This is a genomic window from Xanthobacter sp. DMC47 (assembly GCF_056313845.1).
Window position 1 is genome coordinate 59,454 of sequence record NZ_JBQUZM010000004.1, and the last position, 16,579, is coordinate 76,032.

Genomic DNA, 16,579 nt, shown 5'->3' on the forward strand with positions numbered 1-16,579 from the left:
CCCGCCGCCGGTCCGGTCAGACGGCCCAATCAGGCGGCCTTCACGGCCGCCTCCTTGTCCTCGGCGGGGGCGCTGGTGCGGATCAGGTGATCGAAGGCGGAGAGCGAAGCCTTCGCTCCCTCGCCCAGCGCGATCACGATCTGCTTGTAGGGCACGGTCGTGCAGTCGCCGGCCGCGAACACGCCGGGCACCGAGGTCTGGCCGTGGGCGTCCACGACGATCTCGCCGCGCGGGGAGAGGTCCACCACGCCCTTCAGCCATTCGGTGTTGGGCAGGAGGCCGATCTGCACGAAGATGCCTTCCAGCTCCACCTTTTGGATGTCGCCGGTGTTGCGGTTCTCGTAGGTGAGGCCCGCCACCTTCTGCCCGTCGCCGAGCACTTCGGTGGTGCGGGCGGAGGTCAGGATGGTGACATTGTTGAGGCTCTTCAGCTTGCGCTGGAGGACCTCGTCGGCGCGCAGCGCGCTGTCGAACTCGATCAGCGTGACGTGGGCCACGATGCCGGCGAGGTCGATGGCCGCTTCCACGCCGGAATTGCCGCCGCCGATGACCGCCACGCGCTTGCCCTTGAACAGCGGGCCGTCGCAATGGGGGCAGTAGGCCACGCCCTTGTTGCGATAGGCGTCCTCGCCGGGCACGTTCATCTGCCGCCAGCGGGCGCCGGTGGCGAGGATCACGGTGCGCGAGCGCAGGCTGGCGCCATTGGCGAATTCCACCTCCACCACGTCCTTGCCGGGAACGAGCTTGACGGCGCGCTGGAGGTTCAGGATCTCCACCTCATACTCACGCACGTGCTGCTCCAGCGCGGCGGCGAGCTTCGGCCCCTCGGTGTAGGGAACGGAGATGAAGTTCTCGATGGCCATGGTGTCCAGCACCTGCCCGCCGAAGCGCTCGGCGGCGACGCCGGTGCGGATGCCCTTGCGGGCGGCATAGATGGCGGCCGTAGCGCCGGCCGGGCCACCGCCCACCACCAGCACGTCGAAGCGGTTCATCTCGCCCATGCGCTTGGCATCGCGGGCGGCCGCGCCGGTGTCGAGCTTGGCGACGATCTCCTCGATGCCCATGCGGCCCTGTCCGAAGACCTCGCCGTTGAGATAGACGGTGGGCACGCTCATCACCTGCCGCGCGTCCACTTCCGCCTGGAACAGGGCGCCGTCGATGGCCACATGCTTCACCCGCGGGTTCAGCACGGCCATGAGGTTCAGGGCCTGCACCACGTCCGGGCAGTTCTGGCAGGACTGGGAGAAATAGGTCTCGAACACGAAGTCGCCGTCGAGCGCCTTCACCTGCTCGATTACCGCCTCCTCCACCTTGGGCGGATAGCCGCCCACCTGCAGCAGCGCCAGCACCAGGGAGGTGAATTCGTGGCCCATGGGCAGGCCGGCGAAGGTGAGGGAAATGTCCTGGTCGGGGCTCGACAAGGAGAAGGACGGGACGCGCGCGCCCGGCTCCTGGTGCTCCCGCACGGTGATCTTGTCGGAGAGTTCGGCGATGTCGGCCAGAAGCGCGCTCATTTCCTGCGACTTCGGCCCGCCATCCACCGCGGCGGTGATTTCGACGGGACGGACCACGCGCTCCAGATAAGCCTTGAGCTGAGTCTTCATGGCAGCATCGAGCATCGCAATCCTCCGGCAGAAAAACGCGCCGGATCCATGAGCCGGCGGGGTAAAAAGGGCCACGTCCGCCGCTGGCCAAAGGCTGCGGCGGACGGTCGGGGCGCCTCCCTTTCGGGAGCCGGTGGGGCCTCAAGGCAAAAGCCTCAAGGCCGGATCGGGGTTGAAAACCTCAGATCTTGCCGACGAGATCGAGGGAGGGCGCCAGCGTCTTCTCGCCTTCCTGCCACTTGGCAGGGCAGACCTCGCCAGGATGGGAGGCGACGTACTGGGCAGCCTTGATCTTCCGCAACAGGTCGGCGGCGTCACGGCCGATGCCCTCGGCGGTGACTTCCACGGCCTGGATGACGCCGTTCGGGTCCACCACGAAGGTGCCGCGGTCGGCGAGGCCCTGGCCTTCGCGCATCACGCCGAAGTTGTTGGTGATGACGCCCGCCGGGTCGCCGAGCATGGTGTACTTCACCTTGCCGATGGTCTCGGAGGAATCGTGCCAGGCCTTGTGGGTGAAGTGGGTGTCGGTGGAGACCGAGTAGATCTCGACGCCGAGCTTCTGGAACTCGCCATAGTGATCGGCCAGATCGCCTAGCTCGGTCGGGCAGACGAAGGTGAAGTCGGCCGGATAGAAGAAGAAGACGGCCCACTTGCCGGCGAGATCGGTGTCCGAAACCTGGATGAACTTGCCGTCCTTGAAAGCCTGCGTCGTGAAAGGCTTGATCTTAGTATTGACGAGCGACATGGCAATTCCTCGATGGGGTGTTTGCGCTGCGACGGGCCGGAGCCATCGCAGTGCAACATATGGGGCTCGATGCCATAAGTGAAATAGATAAGTTCTGCGATATCGATAGTTTCACTCTATCAATTCGTCGGCCGCGCGCCTGATTTCGCGCGCGAAACAAGAGGTTGGCGTGGGTTCGGCCAATGGCTCGGCTGACGTTGATGCGCTGCGACAGAAGCGCGCATTTTACCATTGGGAAGGTCGCACGCAGCCCTCCGAGCGTCCCAGCGGCGCGCGGGTCGAATCCCTATCTTTCGGGAAGATCGAGGCGGGGCTAGCGCAGCCGGTCCAGCAGCTTCAGCAGCATCGCTCGCTCGGCGGCATCCAGCGGCGCGAGCGTTTCCTCGGTGATGGCGAAGGCGTTCACGCTGGCGCGCGCCACCGCCTCTTCACCGGCGGAGGTGAGCACGACCACCAGCAAGCGGCCATCCTCGGTGTCCGGTCGTGTCTCCACCAAGCCGCGGCGCACGAGGCGGTCCACGACGCCCTTGATGGTGGCGGCATCCATGGCGGTCAGTCGCCCGAGAAGATTCTGCGAGCAGGGGCCGGTCTCGGCGAGCTTCGACAGGGCCGCCCATTGCGTCATGGTCAGGTCGTCGCCGATGCGCGCGGCGAAGATGGCGGCATGGCGCTGGCCCACCTGGCGCAGGATGAAGCCCACCTGCTCGTCCAGCACATAGGGCGTGTTCGCCCGCGCGCGGCGCACCGGGCGGCGCACCTGCATGGGAGGGGTGGCTTTGGGCGGCGCAGCCTTCTCCGCCGCGGCGGTGGCCGCCTCGGGCGTTGCCGTCTTCCGGGGCGCGCGGGGCGTCCGCAGGGCCTTGGGCTCCGACGCCATGGCTCAGACCGCCAGATAGGCGTCGCGGATTTCCGGATTGGCTTCCAGATCCGCGATGGTGCCGGAGAAACGGATGCGCCCCTTCTCGATGATGTAGGCGCGATCCGAGATCAGCTTGGCGAAATGCAAATTCTGCTCGGAGATCACCACCGAGAGCCCCTCCCCCTTCATGGCGAGGATGGCGTCCGCCATCTGCTCCACGATCTTGGGTGCGAGGCCTTCGGAGGGCTCGTCCAGCAGCACGAGGGAGGGATTGCCCATCAGGGTGCGGCCGATGGTGAGCATCTGCTGCTCGCCGCCGCTCATCTGCCCGCCGGGGCGCTTGCGCATTTCGCCGAGGTTCGGGAACAGCTTGTAGAGCATGTCCGGCGTCCAGGTGGCGACGCCCGGGCGCGGCGGCTGACGGCCCACCTCGAAATTCTCCTCCACCGTGAGATGGCTGAAGATGCGCCGGTCCTCCGGCACATAGCCGAGGCCGCGCCGCACGATTTCGTAGGTGGGCAGGCGCGAGACGTCGGCGCCGTCGAACATCACCGTGCCCTCGCGCTGGGGCACGAGGCCGACGATGGAGCGGAAGGTCGTGCTCTTGCCCGCCCCGTTGCGACCGAGCAGCGCCACCACCTCGCCGGCACCGATCTCGAGACCCACGTCGTAGAGGATGTGGGCGGGGCCATAATGGCTGTTGAGGTTCGAGACCTGAAGTTTCATGCCGCAGTCCCCTCGCGGTGCCGTGCGTCGTAGAGCAGCCCTTCGCCGAGATAGATGGCGCGCACCTGCGGGTCGCGCCGCACCTCGGCCGGCGTGCCGCGGGCGATGAGCTGGCCGCGGTTGAGCACCATCACCTCGTCCGCATGCTCGAACACCACGTCCATGTCGTGCTCGGTGAAGAGCACGCCGATGCCCTTGGCGCGGGCGATCTCGGCGGTGAGGCGCATCAGCTCCACCCGCTCGCGGGGCGCCATGCCGGCGGTGGGCTCGTCCATGAGGAGAAGGCGCGGCTCATTGGCCAGCGCCACCGCCAACTCCAACCGCTTGAGGTCGCCATAGGCGAGTTCACCACACGGCCGCTCCGCCTGGGTGGTGAGACCGACGAGGGCGAGCAGCGCATCCGCCTCCCCCCGGCAGGCCGCGCCGGCGAAGCCGAACACGCGGGAGATCAGCCCGTGGAAGGAGAGGAGCGCCACCTGCACGTTCTCGCGTACCGTCATGGAGGCGAAGGTGGCGGTGATCTGGAACGTGCGGCCGACGCCGAGCCGCCACACGGCGCGCGGCGGCAGGCCCTTAATGTCCTTCCCCTCGATGCGCACCGTGCCGGCATCGGGCGGAATCTGCCCGTTCAGCATGTTGAAGCAGGTGCTCTTGCCCGCCCCGTTGGGGCCGATGAGGGCGAGCATCTGCCCCGCCTCCACCGTGAAGGACACGCCCCGCACGGCATGGACGCCGCCGTAGGACTTCATCAGGTCTTTGACTTCGAGCAGCGGGCTCATCACGCGGCCTCCGCCTTGGTGGCGCCCACGGTTGCGCCGTTGCCCTTGCGGGGCCAGCGATGGCGCAGGTCCTCGATGAAGCCCACGACCCCCTTGGGGAACGCGAGCACGATGACGACGATGACGCCGCCCAGCACCAGCTTGGAAAGGTCGGTCTGGCTCATCAGCCAGATGGCCAGCGCCTTGTAGAGCACCGCGCCCACCACCGCGCCGGAGACCGTCTCGACACCGCCGAGCAGCACCATCACCAGGCCGTCCACCGAGGTGGGAATGGCCATGTAGTCGGGGAACACCGAGCCCTTGAGGAAGGCGAACATGGCGCCCGCCAGCCCCGCGAAGGTGCCGGCGACGATGAAGGCCGCCCATTGCATCCGCTGCCGGTTGAGGCCGATGGCCTCGGAACGCAGCGCGCTGTCGCGCACCGCCCGGAGCCCATAGCCGAACGGCGAGAACACCAGCATCCTGAGCAGCCCGACGCCCACCACCGCGATGCCCAGCGCGAGCCAGAAGAAGCCGGCGGGACGCGACGCCCACGTCGCAGGCCAAATGCCGAGCAGGCCGTTGTCGCCGCCGGTCACGTCCACCCACTGGAAGGCGATGGACCAGGCGATCTGCGCAAAGGCCAGCGTCAGCATGGCGAAATAGACGCCCGACAGCCGCACGCAGAACCAGCCGAACACCACCGCCCCGGCAAGCCCCAACAGCGGGCCAACGATGAGCGCCGCCTCCATGGGCGCGCCCATGTACTTGACGAGGAAGGCGGCGCCGTAGGCGCCGAGCCCGAAATAGGCGGCATGGCCGAAGGAGGCGAGGCCGCCCACCGTCATCATGAAATGCAGGCTGGCCGCGAACAACACGTAGATGAGGATTTCCGCCCCGACCGTGAGGGCATAATTGCCGAGGAGGAACGGCAGCGTCGCCGCGGCCAGCACAGCCACCGCCACCGCGACACGCTCAGCCTGCGTGAACGGCCGCCAGGGCCGGATGGTGAGGCCGGCGGCGGCACGGGGCGCGCTCTCCGGCTTGCCGAACAGGCCCCAAGGCCGCACCACCAGCACCACCGCCATCACGAGGAAGACAGTGATGAGCGAGATCTGCGGCAGGATGAGAATGCCGAAGGCGTTCAGCTCCGCGACGATGATGGCCGCCACGAAGGCGCCGAACACCGAGCCCAGCCCGCCGATGACCACCACCACGAACACCTCCACGATGATGGAGAGGTCCATGGCATGGGTCACGGTGGTGCGCGGGATCTGCAGGGCGCCGCCCAGCGCGGCGAGGAAGACGCCGAGGGCGAACACGCCGGTGAACAGCCATTTCTGGTTCACGCCCAGCGCCGCGACCATCTCGCGGTCCTGCGTCGCCGCGCGCACCAGCACACCCCAGCGGGTCTTGTGGAACAAGAGCCACAGGATGCCGAGCACCACCGGGCCGAGGGTCATCATGAACAGGTCGTAGGTCGGCACCATGCGGCCGAACAGGCTGATGGCGCCGGTGAAGCCGGGCGCGCGCGGGCCAAGCAGGTCTTCCGGCCCCCAGATCACCACCACGAGGTCCTGCACCATCAGCGTCACGCCGAAGGTGGCGAGCAGCTGGAAGAGTTCGGGCGCCTGATAGATGCGCCGCAGCAGCACCATCTCCATCAGCGCGCCGAGCAAGGCGACGATGATCGCCGCCGCGACGATGGCGCCCCAGAAGCCGAGCGGCCCGGCAAAGCGCGTCGTCAGCGTGTAGGCCACATAGGCGCCCAGCATATAGAAGGCGCCATGGGCGAAGTTCACGATGCGCGTGACGCCGAAGATGATCGACAGTCCCGACGCCACCAGAAACAGCGACGCGGCGCTGGCGAGCCCACTCAGGGCTTGGACCAGAAGGAATTCCACGGCTTCAGCCTCTCGTTCACCTGCTGGAAGTTTTGGTCTTTTTGGGCCACCCGCCGTCGAGGGCAGGGACCGGATGCGGGGGCGAAAGAACCGCCCGCGCCGTTCTTGCCTCCCCTCTCCCGCGAGGGGAGAGGGTCCGCACCGTGACGAGCTGCGAAATCCCTCAGTTCGCCGGACGCAGCTTCGCGGCTTCAGCCTCGGGCGGCAGGTAGTCGGCACCGGGGCGGAACTGGAAGTTCACCATGATGCCCTGCCCGTCCTTCTGCGAGGTGGTGCCGATATAGGCGCCCATGGTCGACTGGTGGTCGGACGCGCGATAGACCACATCGCCGAAGGGGGTGGAGACCTTGAGGTTCGCCATCGCCTTCACGAGGCCGGCCGTGGAATAGTCGTCCGTCGCCTTCAGCACCGCCGCGATGGACTTCACGGTCGAGTAGCCGACGATGGAGCCGAGGCGCGGATAGTCCTTGTGGAGCTGCTGGTAGGCGTCGAGGAACGCTTGGTGCTCGGCGGTCTTGATGCCGTACCAGGGATAGCCGGTGACGATCCAGCCCTCGGGGGTCTCGGTCTTCAGCGGGTCGAGATATTCCGGCTCGCCGGTGAGATAGCTCACCACCGCGCGGTTCTTGAAGATGCCGCGGGTGTTGCCCTCGCGAACCAGCTTCACGAGGTCGCCGGCGAAGGTGGCGTTGAGGATGGCGTCGGGATTGGCGGCGTCGATGGCCTGGAGCACCGGGCCGGCGTCGATCTTGCCCAGCGGCGGCCACTGCTCGGCGACGAACTCCACGTCCGGCTTGCGCTTCTTCAGGAGGTCCTTGAACACCGCGACGAAGGACTGGCCGAACTCATAGTTGGGGGCGATGGTCGCCCAGCGCTTGGCCGGGAGCTTCGCCGCCTCTTCCGCCAGCATGGCGGCCTGCATGTAGTTCGAGGTGCGCAGGCGGAAGGTGTATTCGTTGCCCTTCGACCAGACGAGCGCATCGGTAAGAGGCTCGGCGGCAAGGTACATCACCTGCTTCTGCTTGGCGAAGTCGGCGAGGGCGAGGCCGACATTGGAGAGGAAGCCGCCGGCGATCATCACCACGCCGTCGCGCGAGACCAGCTCGTTGGCGGCGGTGAGCGCGTCGGCCGGCTTGCCGCCGTCGTCCTTGGAGATGATGACGAGCTTCTTGCCCTTGATGCCGCCCGCGTCGTTCACTTCCTTCAGCGCCAGGTCCATCCCCTTGCGATAGGGATCGAGGAAGGCGGGCAGCGACGAATAGGAATTGATCTCGCCTACCTTGATCTCGCCCTGCTGCGCCCGCGCCCCGCCTGCGGCGAGGAGGAGAGCGGCGAGGGATGCCGCGACCAGCTTCTTCATGTCCATTCCCCTTTTATGATTTCAGTTGAACCGTCCGCGCGCGGGGCGGGCCTATCTCAGCCCGTCCTCGCCCTTGATCTCGTCCTTCTTCAGCCCGCCGACGCGCGGCAGCGGCCGGCCGGAATCCGTCACCGCCACGGCGACCACGATCTCGTTTGCCCGCGGGGCATCCGACACGCTCACGATCATGCCGTCGAAATGGCTGCGCACGAAGGCCGCATCCTTGTGGCCGAGCGGGATGTCCAGCTCCGCCCCGAGGCCGCCCCGCCGCTTGGACGATGGGATGAGCGCCGCGCCCTTGCCCAGCACGGCGCGCACCGGCGCGCCCATCTTGGGGTGCAGAAGGGCAGCGGCGTGCTCCAGCTCGCCGTTCTCGCCCACCAGCGCCGCCTTGCCGTAGCTCTCGGCGGAGGGCCCCTCGATGCCGAGGGCCTCCACAGCCTTCTTCGCGAGAATCCCGCCCAGCTCGTCGCCCATGGCGATGAGGTCGGCAAGGTCTTCCACATAGCGGCCGGCGAACGGGTTCTCGATCACCGCGATGGCCGCCGCGCGCCGGGTGGGCGGGGAAACGGGGCGACCCATCTCGGTCCGCGTCTCCTCCACGATGGTGACGATCTTGCGGATGTTCGCGCTCATCGCAGGCCGTCCTCGCCCTTGATGGCTTCCGCCGCGAGGCCGCCGACGCGGGCATGGACGCGCGGGCCGCAGGTCATGACCAGCACGAGGGCGATCTCGTCCGCCTTGGGGGCGTCGGACACGCCCACTTCCATGGCGTCGAAGTGGGAGCGCACATAGGAGGCGTTCACATGGGTCACCGGCACGTCGAGCCTTGTCCCCGGCCCGCCCACCTTCTTGGTGGAGGGCACGATGGCCTTGGCATCGCCCAGCGCCTCGCGCATGGCGTAGCCGCCCGGCACATGCCAAAGCGCCCCGTGCTCGATCTCGCCGGCCGCGCCGACGATGGCACCCTTGCCGTAGCCGTCAATGGCCTTGGCGTCGCCACCGAGGGCGGCAAGCAGTTCCTTGGCCATGGAGACACCGAGGGGCTTCAGATCATCCATGAAGCCGGCGATGTCTTCCACATAGCGCCCGGCGAACGGGTTCTGGATCACCGTCACGATGGCGCCACGCTTGCGCGGGATGGCGGCGGCCGGGCCGCCCTCGTGAAAGATCTCCTCCAGGATGCGGACCTGCTTGCGGATCTTGACCTCAGGCATGGGCGACGCCTCTTTCTTGTTCTGCGGCAAAGGTAATCGGACGGGATGACACGCTGGCATCCCCCATCGGACAGGTGGAAACGCTGGCCCCCTGCAGGTGCAGCGCGGCGGCGGTGATGAGGCCGCGCGCCACCAGTGCGCCGGCCACCGCGAGGCCTTCGGCCAGCGCTTCGTCCCGCTCAGCGGGTGTCAGATCGGGCACGTGGCGCGTCACCTTCAAGAGACCGAGATCGCTGTCCGGCAGCACTTGGCGCGCCGGCACCCGGACGATGCCGGGATGGGCGGGCAGGTTCACCGCATTGGCGATGACGGTTGCCGCCGCATCCGCAGCCGCCGCGCTGGGCGCGAGAACGGTCACGGCATCGGCGATACCGAGGGAAAAGCTGCGCCCGCGCCAGCCCGACGTGGCGATGCCGCGCACCGGGCCATCCGCCGTGATGCGGGCGGAACCCACCACGCGCGGGCGATCCGGCCGATCCACGATGCCCGCCACCAGCTCGGCGCCGGGCGCGAGATAAAGCGCGATGTCGCCACCATTGTTGACGAAGGCGCGGACGAGGCCCGGCCGCACCATGGCAGCAAGCACCTCTTCCGCCACGGCGCCGGCAACCGCCGCCATGGGGGTGATGAAGCCGGCGCGCGCATGGGGCGACACCGCCGCCCACATGCGCCGCGCCACCGGGCCCTGAAGGGGGCAGGACCCGGGATGGGCGGGACGGCGAAGCAGGGAAAGCTCGCCGCACAGCGTATCGAGAAGGCCCGCGAGGCGTTCGGTCGCCGCGCGATAGGCGGCGGCCACCACATCCGCCGGGCCATCGGCCTCGATCACGAGATCGATGGGGCCGTCATTGAGATGCAGCCGACGCCCGTCCGCCAGCAGCCCCGCCTGCGGCAGGCGCCGCTGCACCGGCATCGCGGGAATCGCGACCTTTGGCGGTTGAGCGGGAATGTCGGCCGGGCGCAGCATGGCCTCAGCCCTGCGACCGGGCCGCGAGCGGCCACGGGATATCGGAGAACGGCGCCATCTCGCGCACCGCCTCGCGCTCGATCACCGCGCTGGCAGGGCGCACATGATCCATGTGCCCGCCGAGCGCCTCATAGGCGGCGAGCGGCAGCGTGAATTCGATGGGCGCCACCAGCGCCGGGGTCGGCACATAGCCGAAACCGTGCTCCGGCACGCGCGTCACATCCACCATGAAGGTGATGCCGCCGCCCGGCCAGACATAGACCGGCGCGCCGCCGCAGGTGACGCGGGTGATGGAATCCTTCACCGAGCGGGTGAGCCGCACCGGGTTCTCCGTCACGCCCGCGCGCAGCGAGCCGCCCGCACCGGCCATGAACAGCACGGAGGACAGCGCCGGCTCACAATTCTCGCGGATGCGCTCAACGGAGGGATAGAGATCAGCGGGGACCTCGGTCTCCACCGGCACCAGATGCTCGTCGAGGACGTAATAGCCGTAATGCTCGCCGGTGGTGGACACCAGCAGCAGCCGCAGGCCCGGCCACGCCAGCTTGGCGTCGAAGGGCGAGAGGATGGAAAGCGGATCGGAAATGTTGGTGCCGCCCCAGCCGAGGCCCGGCTCGGCCACCTGGAAATAACGGCCGGGGGTGGAGCGACGACCCTTCATGCGGATGCCGGTATCGCGGATGCCGAGGAGCTTGCCGGCCTGATGCTCGGAGAGGACGCCGGTGATGTGGTCGTCCACCACCACCACCTCATCCACCTTGCCGTGCCACTGCTTGGCGAACATGCCGATGGTGGCGGAGCCGCAGCCCACGCGCATCCGCGCCTCTTCAGCGCCGTTCACGATGGGCGGCTTGCCGGCCTGGACCACGAGCGTGGCGCCGCCATCGATGGCAAGCTCCACGGCCTTGCCGTTGCACAGCTCCAGCAGCGCCTCGCAGGTGACGCGACCTTCCTTCTTGGAGCCACCGGTGAGGTGATGCACGCCGCCGAGCGACAGCATCTGCGAGCCGTATTCGGAGGTGGTGACATGGCCCACCGCCTCGCCGTCCACCCGCACCGCCGCCTGCTCGGGGCCGATGAAGCGGTCGGTGTCGATCTTCACCTTCGCGCCGGCGTAGCTGAAGATGCCCTCGGTGACGACCGTCACCATGTCCACGCCGTTGACCTCGGCGGAGACGATGAAGGGCGCGGGCTTGTAGTCGGGATAGGTGGTGCCGGAGCCCACCGCCGTGACGAAGGATTCGCCACCCGCAACCAGCCGCCCGTCCCAGTCGCCGCCGCGATCGAAGGGCACCACCTTGCCGCCCTGCGCCAAAGTGCGGTCGAGCACGATGTGGGGATCGACGCGGATCAGCTCGCCATCGCGGTTGGCGTAGCGATCGCAGGCGCCGGTGAGGCCGGGCCGGATGTAGCACATGACCGGGCACGCATCGCAGCGGATCTTGTCATCCTCGGCGCGGGCGGTGATGGTGGACTCTTCGGCCATGGAACCCCGGCTCCGGCCCCGCAGCGGGGGCATCCGATTTCATATGTACACTAATGAAAATCGCGTCGGCCCGAAGTGTCAAGCACAAGGAACGGGCAGGCCGCACGAAGAGGCAGCACCGCTGCCATTCTTTTGCATTTGCAGCATTTTTGATGCTGCGCACGGGTCCGGACTGGTCGGGACAGCCTCCGTTTTGGGCGCACCCAACGCTTGACGCTGGATTATTAGTATAGAAACAATCCAGCCCGTAACGGACCGGCGCCGGTCCCGGTCTCCTGCGGCAAAGGCTGAGCGGTCCCCTAAAGATGTCCGCCCCCATCCTACTCCAGGTCAACGGCGAAACCCACGCCTTCGCGCTGCCGCGCGAGACGCCGCTGATCTACGTGCTGCGCAACGATCTCGGGCTGAACGGCCCCAAGTTCGGCTGCGGCCTGGGGGAATGCGGGGCCTGCACGGTGCTGATGGACGGGAAGGCGACTCGCTCCTGCGTCACCACGCTGGGCACGGCTGAAGGGCGCGCGGTGACGACGCTGGAAGGGCTTGCGAGCGAGGGCACCCTGCACCCGGTACAGGCCGCCTTCATAGCCGAGCAGGCCGCCCAGTGCGGCTATTGTCTCAACGGCATGATCATGACCACCGTCGCCTTCCTCGCTCGCAACCCCTCCCCCTCCGAGGCCGAGGCTCGGGCGGCGCTGCGCTACAATCTGTGCCGCTGCGGGACGCATGTGGAGATTTTGCGCGCGGTGCTGCGGGCGGCGGCCGGTGCCGGTGAAGCGGAGGCGCAGCCGTGAGCGAGCCGCGTCCCGATCCTTCCGCTCTGCTGGCGGCCAGCGGCAATCTCGCCATTCTGCGTCCGGCGCAGATGGTCTTCGGCCTCGTCCACAGCGCGCCGCCGAAGGAGGGTGCCCTCGACCTGTTCTTGCTGGTGGACGATCAGGGCGCCGTCACCGCCTTCAACGGCCATGTGGACCTCGGCACCGGCATCCGCACGGCGCTGGCCCAGATTGTCGCCGAGGAACTGGATGTGGCGCTCGATCGCGTCACCATGGTGCTCGGGCACACCGGCGTCGCGCCGAACCAGGGGGCCACCATTGCCTCCGATTCCATCCAGGTCTCCGCCCGCCCTTTGCGCCACGCGGCAGCGCAGGCCCGCGCCCATCTCGTCGGGCTCGCGGCCGAGGCGCTGGGCATTCCTGCCGATGAGCTGGAGGTGGAGGAGGGCATCGTCCGCCCGAAGGATGGGCGCAACACCGGCCGATCCTATGCCGACCTGCTCGAGGGCCGCGCCGACCGGCTGATGCTCCACCAGGAAACGGCGGTGAAGCCGGCCAGCGAACACCGCATCGTCGGCCGCCGTGTGCCGCGCGTGGATATTCCGGCCAAGGCGACCGGCACCTTCGCCTATGTCCATGACGTGCGCGTGCCGGGCATGCTGCACGGCCGCGTGGTGCGCCCGCCCTATGCGGGCATCGATGCCGGCCCATTCGTCGGCAAGAGCCTGATCCGGGTGGACGAGCACTCCGTCGCCCACATTCCGGGGGTGGTGGCGGTCGTCACCATGGGCGACTTCATCGGCATCGTCGCCGAGCGCGAGGAGCAGGCCGCCGAGGCCGCCCGCGTGCTGAAGACCGAGTGGCGCGATACCCCTGCCCTGCCCGACCTCTCGCGCACCGAGGAGGCCCTGCGCGGGGCGGAGGCGGCGAAGACGCGGCTTCTCCACGAGCAGGGCAGTGTCGATGCGGCCCGTGCCGTGGCCGCGCAGGTGATCGAGGCGACCTATGTCTGGCCCTACCAGATGCACGCCTCCATCGGCCCCTCCTGCGCCGTCGCCGACGTGCAGGAGGACCGCGCGACCGTGTGGGCGGGCACGCAGAACCCCTATCCGCTGCGCACCGACATCTCGGTCCTGCTGGGCCTGCCGGAAGAGGACATCGAGATCATCCGCTTCGAGGCGGCAGGCTGCTACGGGCGCAATTGCGCGGACGATGTGGCCGCCGATGCCGCCCTGCTCTCCCGTGCCGTGGGCCGGCCCGTGCGCGTGCAGCTCACCCGCGAGCAGGAGCATGCGTGGGAGCCCAAGGGCGCCGGCCAGCTCATGGAGGTCAAGGGCGGCATCAACGCGGACGGCACGCCCGCCTTCTACGATTTCCTCACCCGCTACCCCTCCAACGCCGCCGTCACGCTGGCGCTGCTGCTGACCGGCCGGGTGCCGGCGGACAATCCCGTCTATGAGATGGGCGACCGTACCGCCATCCCGCCCTATGCCTACGACGTGATGCGCGTGGCCGTGGACGATGTGGCCCCCATCGTGCGCGCTTCCTGGCTGCGCGGCGTCTCGGCTTTGCCAAACAGCTTCGCCCACGAGAGCTATGTGGACGAGCTGGCCGCCGCTGCCGGTGTCGATCCGGTGGACTACCGCCTGCGCCACCTGCACGATCCGCGCGCCGTGGACCTCGTGAAGGCCACCGCCGCGCGCGCCGGCTGGCAGACGCGCACCGGGCCGCGGCAGGAGGTGGTGGAGGGCGACATCGTGCGCGGGCAGGGCTTCGCCTATGCCCTCTATGTCCACTCCAAATTCCCCGGCTACGGCGCCGCCTGGTCCGCCTGGGTGGCGGATGTGGAGGTGAACCGGGCGACCGGCGACGTGGCGGTGAAGCGCGTCACGGTGGGGCAGGATTCCGGGCTGATGATCAACCCGGCCGGCATCGAGCACCAGATCCACGGCAACGTCATCCAGTCCACCTCCCGCGCCCTGAAAGAGCAGGTGACGTTCGACGATCACGCGGTGACGAGCCGGGAGTGGGGCGCCTACCCCATCCTCACCTTCCCGGAAGTGCCGGTCATCAACGTGGTGCTGATGCCCCGGCCGGATGACCCGCCATTGGGCTCAGGCGAATCCGCCTCTGTGCCCAGCGCGGCGGCCATCGCCAATGCCATCTTCGACGCCACCGGCGTGCGCCTGCGCGAACCACCCTTCACACCCGATCGCGTGCGCGCCGCACTGGCCGGCGAGGCCCCGCCCCGGCCGGTGAAGGAGAAAAAGCGCCGTCCCTGGTTCGCCATGGCCGGCGCGGCCCTTGCTGGCGCCTTGGGCATGGCCACGCTGGCGCTGCCCATTCGTGGCGCCATCGCCCCCATCTCCCCGCCCGATCCCTCCACCTTCTCGGCGGACCTGATTGCGCGCGGCAAAGTGCTGGCGGCACTCGGCGATTGCGCGGTCTGCCACACGGCGGAAGGCGGCACCGCCAATGCCGGCGGGCGGCCGCTGCATACGCCGTTCGGCACGGTCTATTCCACCAATCTGACGCCGGATGTCGCGACCGGCATCGGCGCATGGTCCTATGCCGCCTTCGAGCGCGCCATGCGCGAGGGCATCGGGCGCGACGGCCGGCATCTCTACCCCGCCTTCCCCTACACCGCCTTCAGTCGTATCAGCGATGCCGACATGCAGGCGCTCTACGCCTTCCTCATGTCGCAGCCGGCGGTGACGGCGGCGCCGCCCGAAAACCGCATGACCTTCCCCTTCAACATCCGCCCGCTGATGGCCGGCTGGAACCTCCTGTTCCACCGCCCCGGCCAGCTTCAGGCGGAGCCGGCGCAGTCGCCCCAGTGGAACCGGGGGCGCTACCTCGTGGAAGGCCTCGGCCATTGCGGCGCCTGCCACACGCCGCGCAATGCGCTGGGCGCGGAGAAGACGGGCGCGGCCTATCTGGCCGGCGGCTTCGCCGATGGGTGGGAGGCGCCCGCCCTGACGGAGCTGTCGAAAGCGCCCATTCCGTGGGCCGAGGACGAGCTGTTCACCTATCTGCGCACCGGATTCTCCCGCTTCCACGGCACCGCCGCCGGCCCCATGGCGCCGGTGGTGCATGCGCTTTCTGAAGTGCCGGATGCCGATGTGCGGGCCATGGCGGTCTATCTCGCCGCGCTCTCCGGCCCCGCCATTGCCGATCCCGTCGCGGCGGCGGCCACGCTGGAGGCCAAATCCGAGGCTTCGCTCCGGCCTATGGACACGGTGGGCGGCCGCCTCTTCGCCGGCGCGTGCGCCGCCTGCCATGCGCCCGAAGGGCCGACCCTGTTCGGCGCGCGGCCGGCACTGGCGCTCAACACCAATGTCCATGCGGCGCGGCCGGACAATCTCATCCGCGTCATCCTCGAAGGCATCCCCAAACCCGCCGCGCCGGAGCTGGGCGACATGCCCGCCTTCCGCGACAGCCTTGACGATGCGCAGGTGGCCGACCTCGTGCGCTACATGCGCGCCAAGTTCGCGCCGGATGCGCCCGCATGGGAAGGTCTGGAGGGAACGGTGGCGCGGCTGAGGGGATCGCCGACGCATTGAAGTGCCAAGCTGGCTCAGCCTTCTTGAGTGCCGTCATGCCCCGGCTTGTCCGGGGCATCCACTTGGACGTGCGCCGGCTGCATGTCGCCCGGCCGCCGGCGCCGCCACACCGTGGATCCCCCGGACAGGCCGGGGGATGACGGCAGTGAAGTGCCCCTGCCCAAAATATCCCGCCCCGCTGCCCAAAAGAGCCGCATCGGACACCTGCCAAGCCATTGACAGTCTTCGCAGCCCCATTTTATTTTCATTTGTACACAAACAATATGCCGAGGGCGTTTCCCATGGCCTATGTCGTCACCGAGGGCTGCATCCGCTGCACCTACATGGATTGCGTGGCCGTGTGTCCGGTGGATTGCTTCTATGCCGGCGCCAACATGCTGGTGATCCATCCGGACGAATGCATCGACTGCGGCGTGTGCGAGCCGGAATGCCCTGCGGCCGCCATCTTCCCGGACAGCGACCCGCGCGCCGCCGAATGGACCGCGCTCAATGCTCAATACGCGGCCGTGTGGCCGAACATCACCGAGAAGGGTCCGCCGCCCGCTGATGCCGACGCCTGGAAGGACACGCCGGACAAGCGCGCCCTCCTCTCCGCCGATCCTGCCAGCCTCTGATCT

Annotated in this window: 14 protein-coding genes; 3 read left to right on the forward strand and 11 right to left on the reverse strand. The window is 68.4% G+C overall.

What is annotated here, in order from left to right:
- Positions 1–29: 29 nt before the first annotated feature.
- The 11 genes from ahpF to ACT54R_RS12140 form a co-directional block, all read right to left on the reverse strand.
- Positions 30–1,619 carry an alkyl hydroperoxide reductase subunit F gene (gene ahpF, locus ACT54R_RS12090; protein ID WP_476326632.1) on the reverse strand — a complete coding sequence of 530 codons (1,590 nt, stop codon included), beginning with the start codon at positions 1,617–1,619 and terminating at the stop codon, positions 30–32.
- A gap of 166 nt (positions 1,620–1,785) precedes the next feature.
- Positions 1,786–2,349, reverse strand: coding sequence for an alkyl hydroperoxide reductase subunit C (ahpC, locus tag ACT54R_RS12095; RefSeq protein WP_024279157.1), 564 nt, complete (start codon positions 2,347–2,349; stop codon positions 1,786–1,788).
- A gap of 313 nt (positions 2,350–2,662) precedes the next feature.
- Positions 2,663–3,112: a MarR family winged helix-turn-helix transcriptional regulator gene (locus ACT54R_RS12100; protein ID WP_476329162.1), complete on the reverse strand. Its 450-nt coding sequence runs from the start codon at positions 3,110–3,112 to the stop codon at positions 2,663–2,665.
- 117 nt (positions 3,113–3,229) lie between these two features.
- Positions 3,230–3,934: an ABC transporter ATP-binding protein gene (locus ACT54R_RS12105; RefSeq protein ID WP_476326634.1), complete on the reverse strand. Its 705-nt coding sequence runs from the start codon at positions 3,932–3,934 to the stop codon at positions 3,230–3,232.
- Positions 3,931–4,713 (reverse strand): ABC transporter ATP-binding protein, encoded by a 783-nt coding sequence (locus ACT54R_RS12110; protein WP_476326636.1) that lies wholly within the window; start codon positions 4,711–4,713, stop codon positions 3,931–3,933. Before ACT54R_RS12110 ends, ACT54R_RS12105 begins: the two co-directional genes overlap by 4 nt.
- Positions 4,713–6,596, reverse strand: coding sequence for an ABC transporter permease (locus ACT54R_RS12115; protein ID WP_476326638.1), 1,884 nt, complete (start codon positions 6,594–6,596; stop codon positions 4,713–4,715). The genes ACT54R_RS12110 and ACT54R_RS12115 overlap by 1 nt, the downstream gene beginning before the upstream one ends.
- Positions 6,597–6,759: 163 nt before the next feature.
- On the reverse strand, positions 6,760–7,956 hold the full coding sequence (locus ACT54R_RS12120; RefSeq protein WP_476326640.1) for an ABC transporter substrate-binding protein: 1,197 nt from the start codon (positions 7,954–7,956) through the stop codon (positions 6,760–6,762).
- A gap of 51 nt (positions 7,957–8,007) precedes the next feature.
- Positions 8,008–8,592, reverse strand: coding sequence for an amino acid synthesis family protein (locus ACT54R_RS12125; RefSeq protein WP_476326642.1), 585 nt, complete (start codon positions 8,590–8,592; stop codon positions 8,008–8,010).
- The gene (locus ACT54R_RS12130; protein ID WP_476326644.1) at positions 8,589–9,173 is read right to left on the reverse strand and encodes an amino acid synthesis family protein; all 585 of its coding nucleotides are present in this window, start codon (positions 9,171–9,173) and stop codon (positions 8,589–8,591) included. The genes ACT54R_RS12125 and ACT54R_RS12130 overlap by 4 nt, the downstream gene beginning before the upstream one ends.
- Positions 9,166–10,086 carry a UPF0280 family protein gene (locus ACT54R_RS12135; protein WP_476329164.1) on the reverse strand — a complete coding sequence of 307 codons (921 nt, stop codon included), beginning with the start codon at positions 10,084–10,086 and terminating at the stop codon, positions 9,166–9,168. The genes ACT54R_RS12130 and ACT54R_RS12135 overlap by 8 nt, the downstream gene beginning before the upstream one ends.
- A gap of 58 nt (positions 10,087–10,144) precedes the next feature.
- Positions 10,145–11,626 (reverse strand): 6-hydroxynicotinate reductase, encoded by a 1,482-nt coding sequence (locus ACT54R_RS12140; RefSeq protein ID WP_168456982.1) that lies wholly within the window; start codon positions 11,624–11,626, stop codon positions 10,145–10,147.
- Positions 11,627–11,931: 305 nt separating this feature from the next.
- Here ACT54R_RS12140 and ACT54R_RS12145 point away from each other — a divergent pair, with 305 nt between their 5' ends.
- From ACT54R_RS12145 to fdxA, 3 genes are all read left to right on the forward strand, one after another.
- Complete coding sequence (locus tag ACT54R_RS12145; protein WP_476326647.1) at positions 11,932–12,417, forward strand: (2Fe-2S)-binding protein; 486 nt, start codon at positions 11,932–11,934, stop codon at positions 12,415–12,417.
- On the forward strand, positions 12,414–15,962 hold the full coding sequence (locus ACT54R_RS12150; RefSeq protein ID WP_476326649.1) for a molybdopterin cofactor-binding domain-containing protein: 3,549 nt from the start codon (positions 12,414–12,416) through the stop codon (positions 15,960–15,962). The genes ACT54R_RS12145 and ACT54R_RS12150 overlap by 4 nt, the downstream gene beginning before the upstream one ends.
- 281 nt (positions 15,963–16,243) lie before the next feature.
- Positions 16,244–16,576 carry a ferredoxin FdxA gene (gene fdxA, locus ACT54R_RS12155; RefSeq protein WP_476326651.1) on the forward strand — a complete coding sequence of 111 codons (333 nt, stop codon included), beginning with the start codon at positions 16,244–16,246 and terminating at the stop codon, positions 16,574–16,576.
- The last annotated feature ends 3 nt before the right edge of the window (positions 16,577–16,579 follow it).

Coding starts and splice junctions, on each gene's coding strand:
- ahpF (WP_476326632.1), bottom strand. CDS start 1,619: ATGCTCGATGCTGCCATGAAGACTCAGCTCAAGGCTTATCTGGAGCGC.
- ACT54R_RS12120 (WP_476326640.1), bottom strand. CDS start 7,956: ATGAAGAAGCTGGTCGCGGCATCCCTCGCCGCTCTCCTCCTCGCCGCA.
- ACT54R_RS12135 (WP_476329164.1), bottom strand. CDS start 10,086: ATGCCGGTGCAGCGGCGCCTGCCGCAGGCGGGGCTGCTGGCGGACGGG.
- ACT54R_RS12110 (WP_476326636.1), bottom strand. CDS start 4,713: ATGAGCCCGCTGCTCGAAGTCAAAGACCTGATGAAGTCCTACGGCGGC.
- ACT54R_RS12100 (WP_476329162.1), bottom strand. CDS start 3,112: ATGCAGGTGCGCCGCCCGGTGCGCCGCGCGCGGGCGAACACGCCCTAT.
- ACT54R_RS12125 (WP_476326642.1), bottom strand. CDS start 8,592: ATGAGCGCGAACATCCGCAAGATCGTCACCATCGTGGAGGAGACGCGG.
- ACT54R_RS12140 (WP_168456982.1), bottom strand. CDS start 11,626: ATGGCCGAAGAGTCCACCATCACCGCCCGCGCCGAGGATGACAAGATC.
- ahpC (WP_024279157.1), bottom strand. CDS start 2,349: ATGTCGCTCGTCAATACTAAGATCAAGCCTTTCACGACGCAGGCTTTC.
- ACT54R_RS12145 (WP_476326647.1), top strand. CDS start 11,932: ATGTCCGCCCCCATCCTACTCCAGGTCAACGGCGAAACCCACGCCTTC.
- fdxA (WP_476326651.1), top strand. CDS start 16,244: ATGGCCTATGTCGTCACCGAGGGCTGCATCCGCTGCACCTACATGGAT.
- ACT54R_RS12130 (WP_476326644.1), bottom strand. CDS start 9,173: ATGCCTGAGGTCAAGATCCGCAAGCAGGTCCGCATCCTGGAGGAGATC.
- ACT54R_RS12105 (WP_476326634.1), bottom strand. CDS start 3,934: ATGAAACTTCAGGTCTCGAACCTCAACAGCCATTATGGCCCCGCCCAC.